Raw genomic sequence first — 17,224 nt, 5'->3', positions numbered from 1 at the left:
AATTTACCACCTCTTTATCGTCGGTTCATCGTCAGAAACAACGGAAATCGAGCCGCTTACATCGACATTATCTGGCGTGCATAAAAAAATCGTAGATCCGACTTGTTGAATATCTCCGCCAATCGCATACACCGTTCCGCTTAAAAAGTCAACGATGCGCCGCGCTTGGTCACGATCGACACGATGAACGTTGACAACAACGGCACGTCGATTTTTTAAATGGTCGGCAATTTCTTGTACTTCGGCATAAGCGCGTGGCTCAAATAAAACGAGCTTGGACGATTTTTGCACGCTTTGTAAACTGACGACGTTTTGCTTTTGTTCTACTTTCGGTTGCTGGGCGACTTCTTCTTGTTCATATTCATCTTCTTCCCATTTTTCTTCATCTAAATCAAAAAAGTCGCGAATTTTTTTCACAAATCCCATTTTACTCCACCTCCTCTTCACCAACAAGACATGTACCGAGTCGAAGAAACGTTGCTCCTTCTTCTACCGCAATGACATAATCGTTTGACATCCCCATCGACAATTGTGTACAAGGGGCGTACGGCAGTTGTTTTTCTTGCACGCGTTCTTTTAGCTCACGCAGCGTCCGAAAACAACGGCGAATCGTCGCTTCATCATCCGTATACGGCGCCATCGTCATCAACCCGACAACTTGAATACGTGAAAAAGCAGATAATGTTTCAATAAACGGCAATACGTCTTCTGGCGCTAATCCGTGTTTCGACTGTTCGCCTGACACATTCACTTGCACGAAACATTTGATCGTGCGATTCGCTCGCTTGTCGATTTCTTCTGCTAACGACAGACGGTCAAGCGAATGAATGTAATCGACGTCATCAATGATTTGTTTCACTTTTCTCGATTGCAATGTGCCGATGAAATGCCATGTTGCTTTTTTTCCGATCGCTTCGTATTTGTGTAAAAAACCGTCGGCACGGCTTTCCCCTAAATGAACGATGCCGGCTTCGATCGCCTCTTTTGCCCGTGCGATGCTTACGTATTTTGTTACTGCCACAATTTGAACATCTGATGCGTTTCGTCCTGTTTTTTCACACGCTTCAGCAATATGTTGTTGAATCGTTTGTAAACGTTGTTTAACCGTCATATAATCACCTCCAGCCAATAAGCGCCATCATTCTTCCTGTTTTTCCGCCATCGCGACGGTGAGAGAAAAATAATGACTGCTCACAGCTTGTGCAATACGATGAAACAGCGATATGACCGCTCGGAACACCTGCTTGTTGCAGGAGCTGTTTATTCATTTCTTTTAAATCGAGCGCATATTGTCCCTTACTTGTTTCATTATAAAGAGATTGGGGCGAGTTGACTAGCGCCTTTTGAACGAATTCGATGACGCGATCATCGACGACGTAACAACAACGGCCGATCGCCGGACCGATGACAACGTGAATATCGCGCGCATCTATCCCTTCTTCGTTCCATCGCTTCACCATTTCGCCTGCGATGTTGTGAACGGTTCCTTTCCAACCGGCGTGTGCCACTCCAATTCGCTTTTTATTTGGCGCAAAAAAGTAAAGCGGAACACAATCCGCAAAACAGAGCGCCAACATGATTTCTCGCTCGCTCGTATACAGCCCGTCTGTATGCGGCAAAGCGGTGTCGTACGTGCGCACACCTTTTCCCACATGCTCGTTCGTCACTTTTTCTATATGCACGCCATGCACTTGATCGGCACATACCCATCGATCAAGCGAAACGTTCAGTTCGTCCGCTACTTTTTTTCGATTGTGATACACAACAGTTTGATCATCTTGCACGTGCATACCGACGTTTAACGTCGCAAACGGTCCGGTGCTCACTCCCCCTCGCTTTGTGGTAAAGGCGACGACGACATGTTCCCATTGGTCAAATAAAAGCAATGATTCGCTCGCTTGGCGAAATATATCATTCATCATTCGACATCCTTTGTACAATTTTATCACTTTTTTTCCTATTTTATCACAGCTTGCCGAAAACGTGAATTATTCATCGCTATCTAATCGAACGAGAATGACGTCAGCGCCCACTTTCACAATATCGCGCCACGGAATGATCATTTCATCCGCCCGTCCAAATAAACCGAGCACTTTTCCCGTACCGATAATAATGATTGCTTCAATTTGACCGGTCGTTAAGTTAATATCGATGTCTCCAATATTTCCGAGTCGCTTGCCGTTTGCGACATTGACGACATCTTTTTGTTGTAATTCAGAAATTTTCACCATGTTTCTCCGCTCCTTTTTCATTTTATGTACTTATATGTATGCATGAGCGGGTTGTTGTAGTCACGACATAAGAAAAGCCCCCACCGTTTTTGGTGGAGGCGTCGTTTACCATTGAATGTTTTTATTCATTTGTTTAATGGCGGCTTTTTCTAAACGGGATACTTGCGCTTGAGAAATGCCGATTTCTTCAGCCACTTCCATTTGCGTTTTTCCTTGAAAAAATCGTTTGCGAATAATCATTTTTTCGCGCTCGTTTAAACGGCGAAGCCCTTCTTTCAACGCAATTTCTTCAATCCAATTTGTATCGCGATTTTTCTCGTCGCTCAGCTGATCCATCACATAAATCGGATCGCCACCGTCGTTGTAGATCGGTTCGAAAAGCGAAACAGGATCTTGAATCGCATCTAGCGCAAATACAACATCTTCATGAGGCACGTCTAGTATTTTCGCAATTTCTTCTGCCGTCGGCTCTTTTGCCGTTTCGCTCATGATTTTTTCTCGCAATTGAAGCGCTTTATACGCAATGTCGCGCAGCGAGCGGGACACGCGAATCGGATTATTGTCGCGTAAATATCGGCGAATTTCACCGATAATCATCGGCACGGCATACGTGGAAAATTTCACGTTTTGGCTTAAATCAAAGTTATCAATTGATTTCATAAGTCCGATACAGCCTACTTGAAACAAATCGTCGACATATTCACCACGATTGTTAAATCGCTGAATGACGCTTAATACGAGTCGCAAATTCCCATTAATTAATTTTTCGCGTGCCGATATGTCACCGGCTTGCATTTGCCGGAATAATTCACGCATTTCCTCATTTTTCAGTACGGGAAGTTTCGATGTATCAACGCCGCAAATTTCAACTTTGTTTCTTGCCATGTCTTTCCCTCCTAGCGGGAGATGCTGTCAGCTTTCAGTATCTCCTTCGAAGGGAAAAATATGCATTACATCATTTTGTTAAACTCTTTTCGCAATCGTTTAATAATTCGCTTTTCTAAACGGGAAATGTATGACTGGGAAATGCCTAATAAGTCCGCGACATCTTTTTGCGTTTTTTCTTCTCCTCCAGTTAAACCGAAGCGAAGTTCCATAATTTGTTTTTCCCTATCACTTAATTGATCGAGTGCACGAAATAGTAAATTGCGGTCAATATTCGCTTCTAAATCTTTCGTAATGATGTCATCTTCTGTCCCTAACACGTCCGACAACAACAATTCGTTGCCGTCCCAGTCAATGTTTAACGGTTCGTCAAATGACACTTCGGAGCGCACTTTATTGTTGCGCCGTAAATACATTAAAATTTCATTTTCAATGCAGCGCGACGCATATGTAGCGAGTTTAATTTTTTTCTCCGGATTAAACGTATTGACCGCTTTAATTAATCCGATCGTACCGATGCTAATTAAATCTTCAATATTAATGCCAGTATTTTCAAACTTTCGTGCAATGTAAACGACGAGACGAAGGTTTCGTTCAATAAGTAGCGAGCGCGCAGTTTCATCTCCAGAAGGAAGTTTTTGAAGCAACATTTCTTCTTCCTCTTTTGTAAGTGGCGGCGGCAACGCTTCACTTCCACCGATGTAATAAATTTCGTCCGCTTTCAGCCCTAATTTTTTTAATAGTTTGTACCATACATATGTGAGACGTAATTTGAATAACTTCATAAAAAACCTCCTTCTATTTCAGCACGAACGGCCGTATGATAATAATAATTACGAAGCTTGCGACATAACCATATGCGGATGAACGATGCAGTTATACTCTCCGTCTGCTGATAATGATGACGGATAAAAGCCAACAAGCACTTTTTTGACAGATGTCCATTGTTTTCCGTCCGACCATTGCACTTCGTCTGGCTTGATGGCTACTAGTAGCTGTTGCTCGACGCCAACGGCACGATACGGGATGAAACGTATTCGGCTCACCCATTCGCTCGGGATGTCATCTGTGTACGTCCGTTTTTGAATCATTTGTAAAACAGCTTGAGGGAAGATGTGTGCGAACGGTTGCAATTCGACGATCATGACCGGTGTATTTGTTAACGGATCACGCAATTGATTTCCGCTATCAACTAATCCTTTTAACGATACCGTTTGTCCGACACATGTCACACGCACATGAATGACATGTTCAAACCGCAACTTTTTTTCCCGAATCGTTCCCATTTGCACTTTCGATAGTAGCCATAAAATCGGAAACATGATGATAACAAACAACCAACTAATAGAAGTCGAATGTGTGAGCCATCCGGATGAATAAGGCGTCATTTCACTTTCTAGCAAAAAGTGAAAGGCGACCATTCCTCCGCCAAGCATAAACGTTGCAAAATAAAAAGCGAGCACATTTTCGATAAAAAAACGAAAGCGATGGAAACCAAAACAAATCCAAACGATGACAAAAGAGATGACGAGTTTCGTTACGAAATGAGATGTCATATAAGCAAAAGGAGTGAATACGAGCAAGACGAGCAGCGAGCCGAACAATGCAGAAAGCATAAGGCGCCATAAGTGCACGCGACGCTTCAGCATGATCGCTGCAAGCCATAGCAACATCGCATCGAAACAAAAATTTAATAACCATACGACATCGGCATAAATCAGCGGCATCCCCTCCTTATCTTGAAACATCTTGAAACTAGTATATAGCACTTCCAATAGAAAAGTGTGTCAAACGATGACGTCATTTCTTTAGAGATTTTGTCAAATGATGAATAAAAAAAACGCCCACGAGTCGTGAGCGTTTTTTTAACGGCGACGATTGCGGTTGCGCAAAAAGGCTGGGATGTCGAGCGGGTCTTCTACTTGTTGGCCGCGCGTTGGCGGATAGTCGACGACTGGTTCTTCTTTTTTCTCGCGCTTGACGCCAACCGTTGGTTTGACAACGGCTTGTCGCGTTGCTTTTGCTTGGTTAACTTCTTCGTTAAATCCTGTCGCAATGACAGTAACGATAATTTCGTCTTTTAAGTTTTCGTTAATGACAGAACCGAAAATCATATTTACATCTTGGTCGGCAGCGGATGCGACGATGTCGGCTGCTTCTTGCACTTCGTACAAGCTTAAATTCGTGCCGCCTGTAATGTTCATTAACACCCCTTGCGCACCGTCGATCGACGTTTCTAATAGCGGGCTTGAAATCGCCTTTTTCGCAGCTTCTGCCGCGCGATTTTCTCCCGTTGCGACGCCGATTCCCATCAGAGCGGAACCTTTATTTGACATAATTGTTTTCACATCAGCGAAGTCTAAGTTAATTAATCCCGGCACAGCAATTAAGTCAGAGATGCCTTGTACGCCTTGACGAAGCACGTTGTCTGCTTCACGGAACGCTTCTAGCATCGGCGTATTTTTATCAACAATTTCTAATAAACGATCGTTCGGAATGACGATGAGCGTATCGACCGCTTCTTTCATCGCTGCTATACCGCTTGCCGCCTGCATCGCACGCTTCCTTCCTTCGAACGTAAACGGTCGGGTAACGACGCCGACTGTGAGCGCACCTAAATCGCGCGCAATTTGAGCGATGACTGGAGCCGCCCCTGTTCCTGTTCCTCCGCCCATGCCGGCTGTAACGAATACCATATCGGCCCCTTTGAGCGCTTCTTCAATTTGTTCTTTACTTTCTTCCGCCGCTTTTTTTCCTACTTCTGGATTTGCCCCCGCACCTAATCCGCGCGTCAATTTCGCTCCAATTTGCAGTTTCGTTGGCGCTTTTGATAAGTTTAACGCTTGGGCATCTGTATTGACCGCAATAAATTCAACACCTTGTACTCCATGTTCAATCATGCGGTTGACAGCGTTGTTTCCGCCGCCGCCGACACCGATTACTTTAATTGTCGCTAACTGATCAACAGTCGTGTCAAACTCCAACATGACATAATCCTCCTAGCCATTCAAATTGTCATTCAAAAAAGTATCCGAAAAATTTCTTTACTTTCTGTCCTAAATGTTCTTCTTTTTGTTTCGGCTTCGCTGGCGCTTTATGCACCTTTTTTTCCGCTTGGAAATCGTTTGCCGCTCCGAGAGAAAGAACAGGAACGTTTCTTCCTTGCAACTTCGCATTTTTATAAGAGAATTGAATGAAACCGACACCGTTTGTATATTGCGGATCGCGCACGCCAATATAATCTGGCATCGCCACGCGAACGGTATGGTTAAATATCGCTTCCGCAAGTTCTAATACGCCCGGCATATTTACTGTGCCACCGGTCAGCACATATCCGCCAGGCAAGTCGCGAAATCCGCGTCTTCGAATTTCTGCTTGTACCATTTGTAAAATTTCTTCTACCCGTGCCTCGATCATATCGGCAATTTCTAATTGGGTAAATTGTTGATGTTGATCGGTGCCGATAATCGGAACGGTGAATACTTCTTCATCAGAAGCGAGATCATAAAACGCATGTCCATGTTTTAGTTTAATGCGTTCTGCATCTTCTGTCGACGTGCGCATGCCGATCGATAAGTCTTTTGTAATATGTTCGCCACCGATCGGAAGCACGGTCGTCGCCTGTAAAAATCCTTGTTCAAATACGGCAACTGTCGTCGAACCGCCGCCGATATCAACGAGCGCAACACCTAAATTTTTCTCATCTTTCGATAGGGCAATCGACGCTGCGGCCAGCGGTTGAAGACATACGTCAAGCACTTGTAATCCCGCTCGTTCTACACAACGAAGCACGTTATGTAAAGCGGTTTTTGATGCGGTAATCATCGTGCCTTCCATTTCTAAGCGAACGCCTAGCATACCGCGCGGATCGTTAATTCCGTCAAGCCCATCGACGATAAACTGTTTCGGAATGACATCGATAATTTCGCGCTCTGGGGGAATGGAAACGACTTGTGCCGCTTCAATGACGCGCGTCACATCTTCATTTGTAATTTCTTTATTTTCGCTTGATACAGCAACAATTCCGTTGCACGGCTGAAGTTGAATATGATTGCCGTTCACTCCGACAATCGCGCCTTTAATCGTTACGCCGACCATCCGTTCTGCTTGTTCAACCGCTCGTTTAATTGATTGTACTGTTTCATCTATATCAATAATAGAGCCTTTTTTCAGCCCTTGCGATTTCACATTGCCGACACCGATGATGTTTAACTGATCATTGATCATTTCGCCAATGATCACTTTTACACTAGATGTACCGATGTCAAGACTAACATAAAAATCGTTGCTGTTCATTCTGGTGGCACCTCCTTTACAAAATGAACGTTGCTATGTATATCAACACTATATTCCACATTCGAACAGCATTCCCTTTTTTATAAGCGATTTTTTTGGCGGTTTTCTAACCATTTTGTTAGCAAAATTCGGCGGATGACAGCGATGTTTTGAAACAGGCGCACACCGAACGCAAATACAGCTGCTAAATACAAGTCTACACCAAGATGAACACCGAGAAAAGCTAAACTTGTTGCTAAAATAATATTAAAAAAAAATCCGGATACAAATACGTGCTCATCGTAAATATTTTGTAAATGGGCACGAATGCCGCCAATGAGCGTATCGAACGCCGCCAGCACAGCGATAGATAAGTAGCTCGAATATTCGCTCGGAATGCGCCAATCCGTCAACAATCCGAGCAGTATGCCGAGCAGTAAACCGAGCAATGGAAGCCACATCCTTTTCACCTCCTATCCTCTTCGACCGCTTCCATTCGTTTCACACGCACTGTGCCATCGTATGGAGAGATCACGACCCGTTGTTGTGGCTCTGAAACGGTAAGGAGCAAATTTTCAAGCGCAAAGTCATCGGCAATAGTTGATGCTTTCAGTCGGTTGTACATTTTTTCAGCATCGGGGGTAATGACTTTTATTTCAATTGGAAAGGAGCGAAGCGGATACGAATCAACTTTCGTCACACCGTTAATGTCGCGAATGACCGTTGTGTTAACAAGGCGTTGATCGGCAATCGATATATGTTCAGCTCCGTACATATTTAATTCGTTAATTAGCCGGCGCAGTAAATCTGCTGATATCGTATCGCTAACCGGACCGACGTATGATTCGTCATACATTTGCTCAATATAAAGCACGATCCCTTCACCGACAACTTCTGTCAATCCCGCTTCTTTTTTCAACTCCTCTACCGTTTGGCGCAAAATAGCCCCTTTATTTTCTGAACGTTGCTGTTCGTATTGTTCTAACGTCTCTTCATATTTTCGAATTTCATTTAACAGCTGTTTATGTAACTCTTGTTCTTTTTGTAAATCTCGTCGTATTTCCCATATGTCACGTGTATCGCGCACATCAGGCTCTTGGCTCGTCTGAAATTGGATCGCTAACATAAAGCCGATAATAAGCGAAACAAACGTAAAATGCCATATCGTTTTTCGCGTCAACAGCGCCCCTCCTTTTATTTTTGCATAATTGGTTCCATCGTCACTTCTGCCTTTTCTACAATATCAACAACAATATGATCGCTCGTCAATTGATCTTTGACACCACCGGCAATCGTTAACGCTGGAATGAGCACGTTCGGATCGCCGATCGCTTGAATGACAAACGGAGCGGGATGCTGTGTTCCATCAATTTCAATGACCGGACCGTTACAAACGATGTACGAACGATGCGACAGTCGCTGCCCGTTAATCGCCACCGCCGATGCCCCTGCAATCCATAGTTCGTTTACAACTTGAAATACGTGTTGCTCATGAACAATATAGTTTGTCGCATTCGCTTCAGAAGGGATGTACGACGCGTCAGATAACGTCACTTCTACTCCTTTTCCTTTTACCTTTACTTTTCCGAGATACATACGCAATCGTTCTGCATCTTCAACGAGGTTAAAGTACACTTGTTCTTCGTTTGCTAGCTCTTTTTCAATTTCACGCACACGTTGTTGTTTGTTAAATAGTTCCGCTTGCAGTTTGCGATTTTGTTCTTGTTGCTTAATCAACTGCTCGCGGTATTCGTACTCTTTATCCCATTGGCGTTCTAGTTGGCGGTTAGCCGTTTCTTTTTTTGCCATTTGGTAGGAGAGGACGAGCATAAAGCCTAAAACTAAGCAAACGAACGATAAAACGACGTGATTACCGTTCATTTTCATCTTTTTCATTCCCTTCATCCGCTTCGTACGGCTTGAAATATGTGCTCATCTCTAGATGAAGAACACCTTTCATCCCCGGTTGCAACTGGCTGACAATCGAAGGATAGTGAGCGATTTTTTCCGCAAAACGATCAATCGTCGCACTGACTTCTATGCCATCATTCATATAGACGGTAATATGTCTTCGGTCAGATGAGCTTGGGGTGTAATGAATTTCTGAAATGAGGTTTAAAATCGAACTTGGCGTATGTGCCAATTGGGTAGCCATATCTTGAATAGCCTCCCCTTCTTTCCATCCAATTAAGATGGGGGCATCGCTCGGAATCGCCCGTTTGACATCCGTTAACACTTTTCCATTCTCTAAAATCGGCAGAAACGAATGCTTGTCTAAAATGTAAGCGATGCGCTTTCGTTCGACGATCACGATGTCAATGCGATTCGGAATTCGTTTTTTCACGCTTACTTCTTTCACTTCTGGATGTTGTTGAATGCGCTGTTCGACTTCGTCTTTTTTCACTTTCCAAAAGCTTGTTTTTTTCGTCACACCGCTTAATTGAATGACATCTTGAGAAGCGATATGCCGATTCCCTTCAACGTGGATGACTGCGACATTGCTAAGCGGCGACTGGGCATAAATGACAGCTAACAAAAGCATAAAAAATAGAGCGATATATGCAACAAGTAAGCGATTCGCGCGCTGTCTTCGCTGCTCTTTTAACTTCGGTACACGTTCTTCAAGAACAACAACTTTTCCTTTTTCCATTCACTCCACCTCGGTCGATGGACCAAATCAAAATAACAAGAAAACTAACGGTGTACGTCAGCAACCGTTAGTTCATTGTTTCAAAATTTATTATAGCATGATATAGAAAAAATTAGGATGGGGAAAATGTATTACTTCCGCCCAACAATTTCAACTTCTGTTTGCAACGAAACACCGTATAAATCGTAAATGGTTTTTTTCACGTAATCGATGAGCTCGAGCACATCTTTTGCCGTCGCTCCGCCTGCATTCACAATAAAATTCGCATGTTGTTCTGAAATTTTCGCCCCACCGATCGTATAGCCTTTTAATCCTGCTTTTTCAATTAACTGTCCGGCGTAGTGAGGGAGCGGATTGCGAAAAATACTTCCGGCGCACGGATAGTTCCACGGTTGTGTTTCGCGGCGATAATCTTTGTTTTTTTGCATCGCCGCGACAATTTCGTCGCGGTTTCCTTTTTTCATTTCAAGTGTTGCTGCGACACAAATGCCTTTACGCTTTGTTTGTAAAACGGATGTGCGATACGAAAATTCCATTTCTTCATTCGTCAACCATTCGATCGTCCCGTCTTCAAATAAAATTTGTGCTTTTTTGACGATGCGCGACATATCGGAACCGTGGGCGCCCGCATTCATATATACCGCTCCGCCAACCGATCCCGGAATACCGCCAGCAAACTCAAGGCCAGACAATCCTTGTTTACTAATGACTGTCGCGAGTTTAATAAGCGAATAGCCACCGCCAACCGTCACTTCTGTCCCGTTTATTTGTAAGTCGTCTAATCCTTCGCCAAGTTTAATGACGACGCCTTCAATGCCTTCGTCTAGCACGAGCAAGTTCGAACCACGGCCGATCGCACGCCAACGGACGTTATATTTTTTCACGATTTCCATCGTCTTTTTTAAACGATCTAGATTTTTCGGCTCAACAAACAAGTCAGCTGGTCCGCCGATTTTCATCGTTGTATGATTTGCCATTCGTTCGTTCTCTTTCACCGTTCCAACGTTTGCTTCAAGCAGCTCTTCACGTAGTTTTTCCAATGGCCTATCCTCCTCTACCTCTTTCCTATATCGTATGCAACTTATGAAATCATCTCCACCATGACGCGATATAAACGTTGTGCCGCATCGCGAATGCCTAATTGAAATGCCGCTTCTTTCATTTTTGTCAACGTTTGTTCGTCTAACAATATGTGATCGATATCTTCAAGCAAGCGCACGCCCGTCAATTCGCCTTCTAAACGGACGATCGCTGCTCCTTTTTTTTCAAGCGCTCGGGCATTTTTTTCTTGATGATTATTTGTCACATATGGGCTTGGGATTAAAATGCTCGGGATGCCGAGCGCTGTAATTTCTGCTAGCGTCGTTGCGCCCGCGCGAGCGACGATGACATCGACCCCTGCCAATACTTCTGGCATATTATGAATAAACGGGCGAATGATGACGTTTGAAGGATTGCCGACATCGTTCACCGCCTTTATTACTTTATCATAATGAACGTCACCTGTAACATATAAAAATTGGTACGGTTTTTGTTCGACTTGTTGTAGCACTTGTAAAAACGCCTCATTTATCGGGCGCGCCCCACGACTTCCGCCAACAATGAGCACCGTCTTTTTTTTCTCATCTAACCCGAGCGATCGTTTCGCCTCTCGCCCATCTTTTCCTACGACTTCTGAAGCGCGCGGGTTTCCAGTTAACGCGACTTTTTCGGGTGGAAAATATTGTTTTGTTTCTTCAAAGCAAATGGCAACTTTATGAACATAGCGACTTAAAAATTTGTTCGTCAGTCCCGGAATGCTATTTTGTTCATGAATGATCGTTGGGATACCTAGTTTAGCTGCCGCATACACGACAGGTCCGCACACGTATCCGCCCGTTCCGAGCACAACGTCTGGCTTATATTGTTTCAACAGTTTTTTACACGTGCGCACACTTTTAATAAAGCGGGCAATTGTTTTGACGTTTTCAAAAGATAAACTACGCTTGAATCCGCTAATGTCAATCGCATAAAACGGAATGTTTTCTCTTGGAACGATCGTGCTTTCTAATCCTTTTTTCGTCCCGATATATAATACATCAACGTTTGGGTGTTGTTTTTTCACCTCATGAATGAATGAAAGAGCAGGATAAATATGTCCGCCTGTTCCGCCACCACTAACTACAATTTTCATTGTTTTTCCCCCTCATCGAAAGTAACAGAAGAAGCTGACTTCCATGAAGTCAGCCTTTAATATCGCGCGTAACGGCTAATGTTTAACAAGACGCCAATCGCCATAAGCATGAGCGTCAAAGACGATCCACCATAGCTTAAAAACGGCAACGTAATACCTGTCACCGGCATTAATCCGGTCACCACTCCGATATTAATCATCACTTGAATCGCAATCATCGCGATAATGCCGACAGCTAAAAAACTGCCGTACAAATCCGGTGCGCCTAAAGCGATGCGAATGCCGCGCCAAAGCAATAAACTAAACAAAAGCAAAACGAGCGAACCGCCGATAAATCCGAGTTCTTCCGCTAAAATGGCAAAAATAAAGTCCGTTTGGGGCTCAGGTAAGTAAAAAAACTTTTGCCGGCTTTGCCCTAACCCGAGCCCAAATAGCCCGCCCGGTCCGATCGCATAAAGCGATTGAATGATTTGAAAACCACTTCCTAACGGATCTTCCCACGGGTTTAAAAACGACGTAATACGCTTGATGCGATACGGAGCAGATAACACGAGCCCGGCAAACCCTGCTAATCCGAGCAAACCGAGAACGACAAAATGACTCATGCGCGCGCCAGCAACAAAAATCATGACGACACACGTGCCGACCATCACCGTTCCTGTTCCTAAATCGGGCTGCAACATAATCATGCCAAACGCGATAAAAACGAGCGTCAATGATGGGAGTAACCCTTGTTTAAACGACGCGATTTTTTTTTGATTTTCAGATAAATATTTCGCCAAAAATGCGATCATCGCCATTTTCATAAATTCAGATGGCTGAATGGAAAACGCGCCAACGCCAATCCAGCTTCGCGAACCGTTGCGCACCATGCCGATGCCTGGAATTAAGACGAGGACGAGAAGAATGAAACAAACAATAAGCAACACTTTCGCCCACGTGCGCCACGTCCAATAGTCGATGTTCATGAAAAAAAACATCGCTACAATGCCAACCCCTGCAAACAACAGCTGGCGCTTGGCAAAGAAAAACGAATCGTAAAACTTGTAGTCCGCCCAAATGGCGCTTGCGCTATACACCATGATGAGCCCGATCGCCAACAACGAAAACGTGATGATCATTAACAAAAAATCAGGTGCAGACTTTTTTCCATGCAATGCGGAACACCTCAATTTACTTAAAATTCGTCTTATTTAAGCTTATGCACCGCATGTACAAACATGTCCCCACGCTGTTCGAAAGTTTTATATTGATCCCAACTTGCACAAGCTGGGGAGAGTAAAATCACATCGCCCGGCGACGACCATTCATATGCGGCAAAAGCTGCTTGTTCCACATTATCGACACGTTTCACTTGCTGTATTCCTGCTTCACGCGCAACACGTTCAATTTTCGGTGCTGTCTGTCCGAACGTAATGACCGCTTTTACATTGTTTAAATACGGCAATAGCTCATCAAATTCATTGCCGCGATCTAACCCGCCCGCAAGTAAAATGACCGGCTCATGAAAAGCGCTTAACGCTTTTTGTGTCGCCAGCATGTTTGTCGCTTTCGAGTCGTTATAAAATTTTCGACCGTTTATTTCAGTGACGAATTGCAATCGATGTGGCACACCTGTAAACGTCGTTAATACGCCGCGTATTGAATCGTTGTCTGCACCCGCAAGTTTTGCCGCAGCAACAGCCGCTAGTATATTTTCTATGTTATGCGCCCCCCGCAATGCTATATTTGCGATATCGATGATGCGCTCGTCATGAAAATAAATGGCCCCTTCTTTTACTGTCGCCCCGTATGATAATGGCGTTTTAGCGGAAAATGGCACTTTTTGCGCGCGGCTTTTTTCCACCAATTGCATAACGATTGGATCGTCGGCATTGACGACGGCGTAGTCGGTTTCTGTTTGGTTTTTAAAAATGTTTCCTTTCGCTTCCGCATACGCTTCTTTCGTCCCATGGTAGTCTAAATGCGCATCGAAAATGTTTAACAACACCGCGATGTGCGGGCGAAAACGAAGCGTCCCAAGCAGCTGGAACGAAGATAACTCCATGACGATGACGTCATCTTTTGTCGCTTGTTTCGCGACTTCGCACGCGACCGTTCCGATATTTCCGGCGATTAACGGACGCCGTTTTGCTTCTTGCAACATATGAAAAATGAGCGTCGTCGTCGTCGTTTTTCCGTTTGAACCTGTAATGCCGATAATCGGCGCTTCTGACGTTTCATAAGCAATTTCCACTTCGGTAATGACCGGGATATGTTTGTTAAGCGCTTTTTGTACCAGCTCGTTCGTGTACGGAATGCCTGGATTTTTTACAACGAAATCAAACGGCTCATCAAGCAATTCAAGCGGATGTCCGCCGCACACGAGACGAATGCCGAGCGCTTCTAGCTCCCGTCTTTGTTGTTCACTTGGTTCATTTCGATCATTGACGACGACATCGGCGCCGAGCTCACGAAGCCGTTTCGCCGCTGCCCATCCGCTTTTCGCTAAACCTAATACAAACACTTTTTTTCCGTTATATATCATACCCACACCTCAATATAAATTCCTAAGATGGCAAATAGTAGGCCAACCGCCCAAAACGTTACAACGACGCGCCATTCAGACCAGCCGATTAATTCGTAATGATGATGAAGCGGGCTCATGCGAAACACGCGTTTGCCTGTCGTTTTAAACGAAATGACTTGAATAATAACAGATAACGTTTCGATGACGAATACGCCGCCGATAATGACTAATAATATTTCAAGTTTCGTTAAAATCGCAACGGTGACAATCGCCCCACCAAGCGCAAGTGAGCCGGTATCCCCCATAAACACTTTTGCAGGGTGCGCGTTAAATACGAGAAATCCAAGCACTGCACCGACGACAGCAACGTTAAAAATGGCGATATCGTACTGCCCTTGATTCCACGCCAATACAGCATATGCACCAAACGCGATCGCTGCTGTTCCCGCAAGCAAGCCGTCTAATCCATCTGTTAAATTGACGGCATTCGAACCGCCAACAAGCATAAAAATAATAAGCAAAATATACGCAGCTCCTAAATCAATGGAAACGTCTGTCCCTGGGATCGAAACGACCGTTGAAATGCTATAGTGTTGAAAGAAAAAGTAAAAGATGAGCGCAATGAGTAATTGCCCTGCTAGTTTTTGTTTGCTCGTTAAGCCAAGGTTGCGCTTCATAACAACTTTAATGAAATCGTCAACAAAGCCGAGCAATCCGTAGCCTATCGTCACAAACAACAATAAGTACGTTTGTGCTGTCCGTTCAAAAAATAGATCGCTCATGACAAATGTCGTGATCGAAAGCGATAGTAAAATCATTAACCCGCCCATCGTTGGCGTCCCTGATTTTTTTTGATGTGATTTTGGTCCTTCCTCACGAATGCTTTGCCCAAATTTTAATCGCCTTAAAAACGGAATGAAAATGGGCGATAATACAACCGTAATAATAAAAGCAAGCCCTGCCGTAAACAAAATGACTTTCTCGTTCATGATCGCTGCACCTTCCTCATCTCCTATTTATCTTTTCTTCGTTGAATAGCTTCGCGTGCGACGACACGATCATCGAAATATAACACGTCTTTGCCAATTATTTGATACGTTTCATGTCCTTTTCCTGCGATTAAAACGACATCGCCTTCTTCAGCTTGCTCAATCGCATATGTAATCGCCTCTTTTCGATCGACGATACATACGACATCTTCTGTTACCCCTTGTTTCATATCATTTAAAATGGCGAGCGGTTCTTCTGAGCGCGGATTATCGGATGTAAAAATCGGCACATCGCTATATTGGACAGCGATTTGTGCCATCAATGGCCGCTTCGTCCGATCGCGATCTCCACCGCAACCGACGACGACAAATACGCGCTTTTTCGCAAACTGCCGAATTGTTTGCAACACATTTTCTAAACTATCTGGCGTATGGGCGTAATCGACGATGACCGTAAACGGCTGGCCAGCGTCCACAACTTCAAAGCGGCCCGGAACGCCTTCCATATGAGCGATCGCTTCAACAATCGTCGTGAGCGGAATGTTCGAGACGAGACAAGCGCTCACAGCAGCTAATATATTATACACGTTAAACATGCCAATTAACTTCATTTTCACTTGCACCGTTTCGATTGGTGTAACGAGCTGAAACGTCGTGCCACTCGTTGCCATTTCAATGTTTTTCGCCATGATGTCACTTTCATGATGAATGCCGTATGTGACAACATGGGCCGCTGTACTTTTTTTGTATTCTTCGGAAGCCGCATCGTCTGCATTCAATATCGCAAACTTTGGACGTTGATGGTCAAAACGGTTGCCGAGTTGCGCAAACAATAACCCTTTCGACCAACGATAATGGTCCATCGTTTGATGGTAGTCTAAATGGTCTTGCGTTAAATTCGTAAACACAGCAACATCAAAATCGCAACCATGCACCCTCCCCATATGTAGCGCATGTGAAGAGACTTCCATCGCAGCAACGTCCACATCCGCATCGACCATTTTACGAAACATTTTTTGCAAGATGAGCGATTCAGGTGTTGTATTGTTTACATCATACGTTTCATCGCCTATTTTCATGTTAATCGTGCCAATGAGACCCGTTTTTTTTCCCGCATGACGACATATGCGTTCAATGAAATGCGTCGTCGACGTTTTTCCGTTCGTTCCCGTTACACCGATTAAATGAAGATGATGCGTCGGCTGACCGTAAAACGCATCAGCTAACATCGCTAATGCTCTGCGGCTATCGTTCACATAAATGACCGGCACAGGCAATGCGAGCGGTCGTTCCGCAATGATCGCAACCGCTCCGCGCGCTACGGCTTGTTCAGCAAAATCGTGACCGTCTACGGTAAACCCTTTGATGCATACAAACAACGAACCTTGTTGCACTTCTCTTGAGTCCATTTCAATGGATGTAATCGTTGGATTTTCTGTTACGCATGGTGTAAAGTTATGTAAATATTGAAGCAACGTTTGTAACTTCATGCCGATCGTTCCTTTCTTTTTT

The 17,224-nt window shown here is 44.3% G+C and carries 19 protein-coding genes; all 19 read right to left on the bottom strand.

Going from position 1 to position 17,224, the window contains the following annotated elements; genetic code table 11:
- Positions 1–3: 3 nt before the first annotated feature.
- On the bottom strand, positions 4–426 hold the full coding sequence (locus LH47_RS00250; RefSeq protein ID WP_021094886.1) for a cell division protein SepF: 423 nt from the start codon (positions 424–426) through the stop codon (positions 4–6).
- A gap of 1 nt (position 427) precedes the next feature.
- Positions 428–1,111 (bottom strand): YggS family pyridoxal phosphate-dependent enzyme, encoded by a 684-nt coding sequence (locus LH47_RS00245; RefSeq protein ID WP_043963611.1) that lies wholly within the window; start codon positions 1,109–1,111, stop codon positions 428–430.
- A gap of 4 nt (positions 1,112–1,115) precedes the next feature.
- Positions 1,116–1,919, bottom strand: a complete 804-nt coding sequence (pgeF, locus tag LH47_RS00240; protein WP_043963609.1) for a peptidoglycan editing factor PgeF — start codon at positions 1,917–1,919, stop codon at positions 1,116–1,118.
- Positions 1,920–1,988: 69 nt separating this feature from the next.
- Positions 1,989–2,231, bottom strand: a complete 243-nt coding sequence (locus LH47_RS00235; RefSeq protein WP_043963607.1) for a YlmC/YmxH family sporulation protein — start codon at positions 2,229–2,231, stop codon at positions 1,989–1,991.
- Between the two features lie 105 nt (positions 2,232–2,336).
- Positions 2,337–3,116, bottom strand: a complete 780-nt coding sequence (gene sigG, locus LH47_RS00230) for an RNA polymerase sporulation sigma factor SigG (protein WP_043963606.1) — start codon at positions 3,114–3,116, stop codon at positions 2,337–2,339.
- A 65-nt stretch (positions 3,117–3,181) separates the two neighbouring features.
- A complete protein-coding gene (sigE, locus tag LH47_RS00225) occupies positions 3,182–3,901 on the bottom strand; it encodes an RNA polymerase sporulation sigma factor SigE (RefSeq protein WP_043963604.1) in 720 nt (239 codons plus the stop codon).
- Positions 3,902–3,949: 48 nt separating this feature from the next.
- The gene (gene spoIIGA, locus LH47_RS00220) at positions 3,950–4,843 is read right to left on the bottom strand and encodes a sigma-E processing peptidase SpoIIGA (protein WP_043963602.1); all 894 of its coding nucleotides are present in this window, start codon (positions 4,841–4,843) and stop codon (positions 3,950–3,952) included.
- Positions 4,844–4,981: 138 nt separating this feature from the next.
- Entirely contained in the window at positions 4,982–6,103 is a 1,122-nt protein-coding gene (gene ftsZ, locus LH47_RS00215) for a cell division protein FtsZ (protein ID WP_043963600.1), read from the bottom strand.
- A gap of 28 nt (positions 6,104–6,131) precedes the next feature.
- Positions 6,132–7,412 (bottom strand): cell division protein FtsA, encoded by a 1,281-nt coding sequence (ftsA, locus tag LH47_RS00210; protein ID WP_043963598.1) that lies wholly within the window; start codon positions 7,410–7,412, stop codon positions 6,132–6,134.
- Positions 7,413–7,492: 80 nt separating this feature from the next.
- Positions 7,493–7,852 carry a small basic family protein gene (locus LH47_RS00205; protein ID WP_021094878.1) on the bottom strand — a complete coding sequence of 120 codons (360 nt, stop codon included), beginning with the start codon at positions 7,850–7,852 and terminating at the stop codon, positions 7,493–7,495.
- 5 nt (positions 7,853–7,857) lie between these two features.
- Complete coding sequence (locus tag LH47_RS00200) at positions 7,858–8,574, bottom strand: DUF881 domain-containing protein (RefSeq protein ID WP_043963596.1); 717 nt, start codon at positions 8,572–8,574, stop codon at positions 7,858–7,860.
- A gap of 11 nt (positions 8,575–8,585) precedes the next feature.
- Positions 8,586–9,278, bottom strand: a complete 693-nt coding sequence (locus LH47_RS00195; protein ID WP_043963594.1) for a DUF881 domain-containing protein — start codon at positions 9,276–9,278, stop codon at positions 8,586–8,588.
- The gene (locus LH47_RS00190) at positions 9,262–10,041 is read right to left on the bottom strand and encodes a cell division protein FtsQ/DivIB (protein WP_043963593.1); all 780 of its coding nucleotides are present in this window, start codon (positions 10,039–10,041) and stop codon (positions 9,262–9,264) included. The genes LH47_RS00195 and LH47_RS00190 overlap by 17 nt, the downstream gene beginning before the upstream one ends.
- Positions 10,042–10,172: 131 nt before the next feature.
- Complete coding sequence (gene murB / locus LH47_RS00185) at positions 10,173–11,081, bottom strand: UDP-N-acetylmuramate dehydrogenase (RefSeq protein ID WP_043963591.1); 909 nt, start codon at positions 11,079–11,081, stop codon at positions 10,173–10,175.
- Between the two features lie 41 nt (positions 11,082–11,122).
- Positions 11,123–12,214: an undecaprenyldiphospho-muramoylpentapeptide beta-N-acetylglucosaminyltransferase gene (gene murG, locus LH47_RS00180; protein ID WP_043963589.1), complete on the bottom strand. Its 1,092-nt coding sequence runs from the start codon at positions 12,212–12,214 to the stop codon at positions 11,123–11,125.
- A 56-nt stretch (positions 12,215–12,270) separates the two neighbouring features.
- Positions 12,271–13,335 (bottom strand): stage V sporulation protein E, encoded by a 1,065-nt coding sequence (gene spoVE, locus LH47_RS00175; protein ID WP_043963720.1) that lies wholly within the window; start codon positions 13,333–13,335, stop codon positions 12,271–12,273.
- A 68-nt stretch (positions 13,336–13,403) separates the two neighbouring features.
- Complete coding sequence (murD, locus tag LH47_RS00170; RefSeq protein WP_043963585.1) at positions 13,404–14,741, bottom strand: UDP-N-acetylmuramoyl-L-alanine--D-glutamate ligase; 1,338 nt, start codon at positions 14,739–14,741, stop codon at positions 13,404–13,406.
- Complete coding sequence (mraY, locus tag LH47_RS00165; RefSeq protein WP_043963583.1) at positions 14,738–15,712, bottom strand: phospho-N-acetylmuramoyl-pentapeptide-transferase; 975 nt, start codon at positions 15,710–15,712, stop codon at positions 14,738–14,740. Before mraY ends, murD begins: the two co-directional genes overlap by 4 nt.
- Before the next feature lie 23 nt (positions 15,713–15,735).
- Positions 15,736–17,202, bottom strand: a complete 1,467-nt coding sequence (locus LH47_RS00160) for a UDP-N-acetylmuramoyl-L-alanyl-D-glutamate--2,6-diaminopimelate ligase (RefSeq protein WP_043963717.1) — start codon at positions 17,200–17,202, stop codon at positions 15,736–15,738.
- Positions 17,203–17,224: the final 22 nt, after the last annotated feature.

The organism is Anoxybacillus thermarum, assembly GCF_000836725.1.
Classification (GTDB): domain Bacteria; phylum Bacillota; class Bacilli; order Bacillales; family Anoxybacillaceae; genus Anoxybacillus; species Anoxybacillus thermarum.
This window is presented reverse-complemented; position numbering and strand designations above follow the sequence as displayed.

Excerpts from the sequence above, each read along its gene's own strand:
- LH47_RS00250 (WP_021094886.1), bottom strand. The coding sequence starts at position 426 with ATGGGATTTGTGAAAAAAATTCGCGACTTTTTTGATTTAGATGAAGAA.
- LH47_RS00245 (WP_043963611.1), bottom strand. The coding sequence starts at position 1,111 with ATGACGGTTAAACAACGTTTACAAACGATTCAACAACATATTGCTGAA.
- pgeF (WP_043963609.1), bottom strand. The coding sequence starts at position 1,919 with ATGAATGATATATTTCGCCAAGCGAGCGAATCATTGCTTTTATTTGAC.
- LH47_RS00235 (WP_043963607.1), bottom strand. The coding sequence starts at position 2,231 with ATGGTGAAAATTTCTGAATTACAACAAAAAGATGTCGTCAATGTCGCA.
- sigG (WP_043963606.1), bottom strand. The coding sequence starts at position 3,116 with ATGGCAAGAAACAAAGTTGAAATTTGCGGCGTTGATACATCGAAACTT.
- sigE (WP_043963604.1), bottom strand. The coding sequence starts at position 3,901 with ATGAAGTTATTCAAATTACGTCTCACATATGTATGGTACAAACTATTA.
- spoIIGA (WP_043963602.1), bottom strand. The coding sequence starts at position 4,843 with ATGCCGCTGATTTATGCCGATGTCGTATGGTTATTAAATTTTTGTTTC.
- ftsZ (WP_043963600.1), bottom strand. The coding sequence starts at position 6,103 with ATGTTGGAGTTTGACACGACTGTTGATCAGTTAGCGACAATTAAAGTA.
- ftsA (WP_043963598.1), bottom strand. The coding sequence starts at position 7,412 with ATGAACAGCAACGATTTTTATGTTAGTCTTGACATCGGTACATCTAGT.
- LH47_RS00205 (WP_021094878.1), bottom strand. The coding sequence starts at position 7,852 with ATGTGGCTTCCATTGCTCGGTTTACTGCTCGGCATACTGCTCGGATTG.
- LH47_RS00195 (WP_043963594.1), bottom strand. The coding sequence starts at position 9,278 with ATGAAAATGAACGGTAATCACGTCGTTTTATCGTTCGTTTGCTTAGTT.
- LH47_RS00190 (WP_043963593.1), bottom strand. The coding sequence starts at position 10,041 with ATGGAAAAAGGAAAAGTTGTTGTTCTTGAAGAACGTGTACCGAAGTTA.
- murG (WP_043963589.1), bottom strand. The coding sequence starts at position 12,214 with ATGAAAATTGTAGTTAGTGGTGGCGGAACAGGCGGACATATTTATCCT.
- spoVE (WP_043963720.1), bottom strand. The coding sequence starts at position 13,335 with ATGATCATCACGTTTTCGTTGTTGGCGATCGGGCTCATCATGGTGTAT.
- murD (WP_043963585.1), bottom strand. The coding sequence starts at position 14,741 with ATGATATATAACGGAAAAAAAGTGTTTGTATTAGGTTTAGCGAAAAGC.
- mraY (WP_043963583.1), bottom strand. The coding sequence starts at position 15,712 with ATGAACGAGAAAGTCATTTTGTTTACGGCAGGGCTTGCTTTTATTATT.
- LH47_RS00160 (WP_043963717.1), bottom strand. The coding sequence starts at position 17,202 with ATGAAGTTACAAACGTTGCTTCAATATTTACATAACTTTACACCATGC.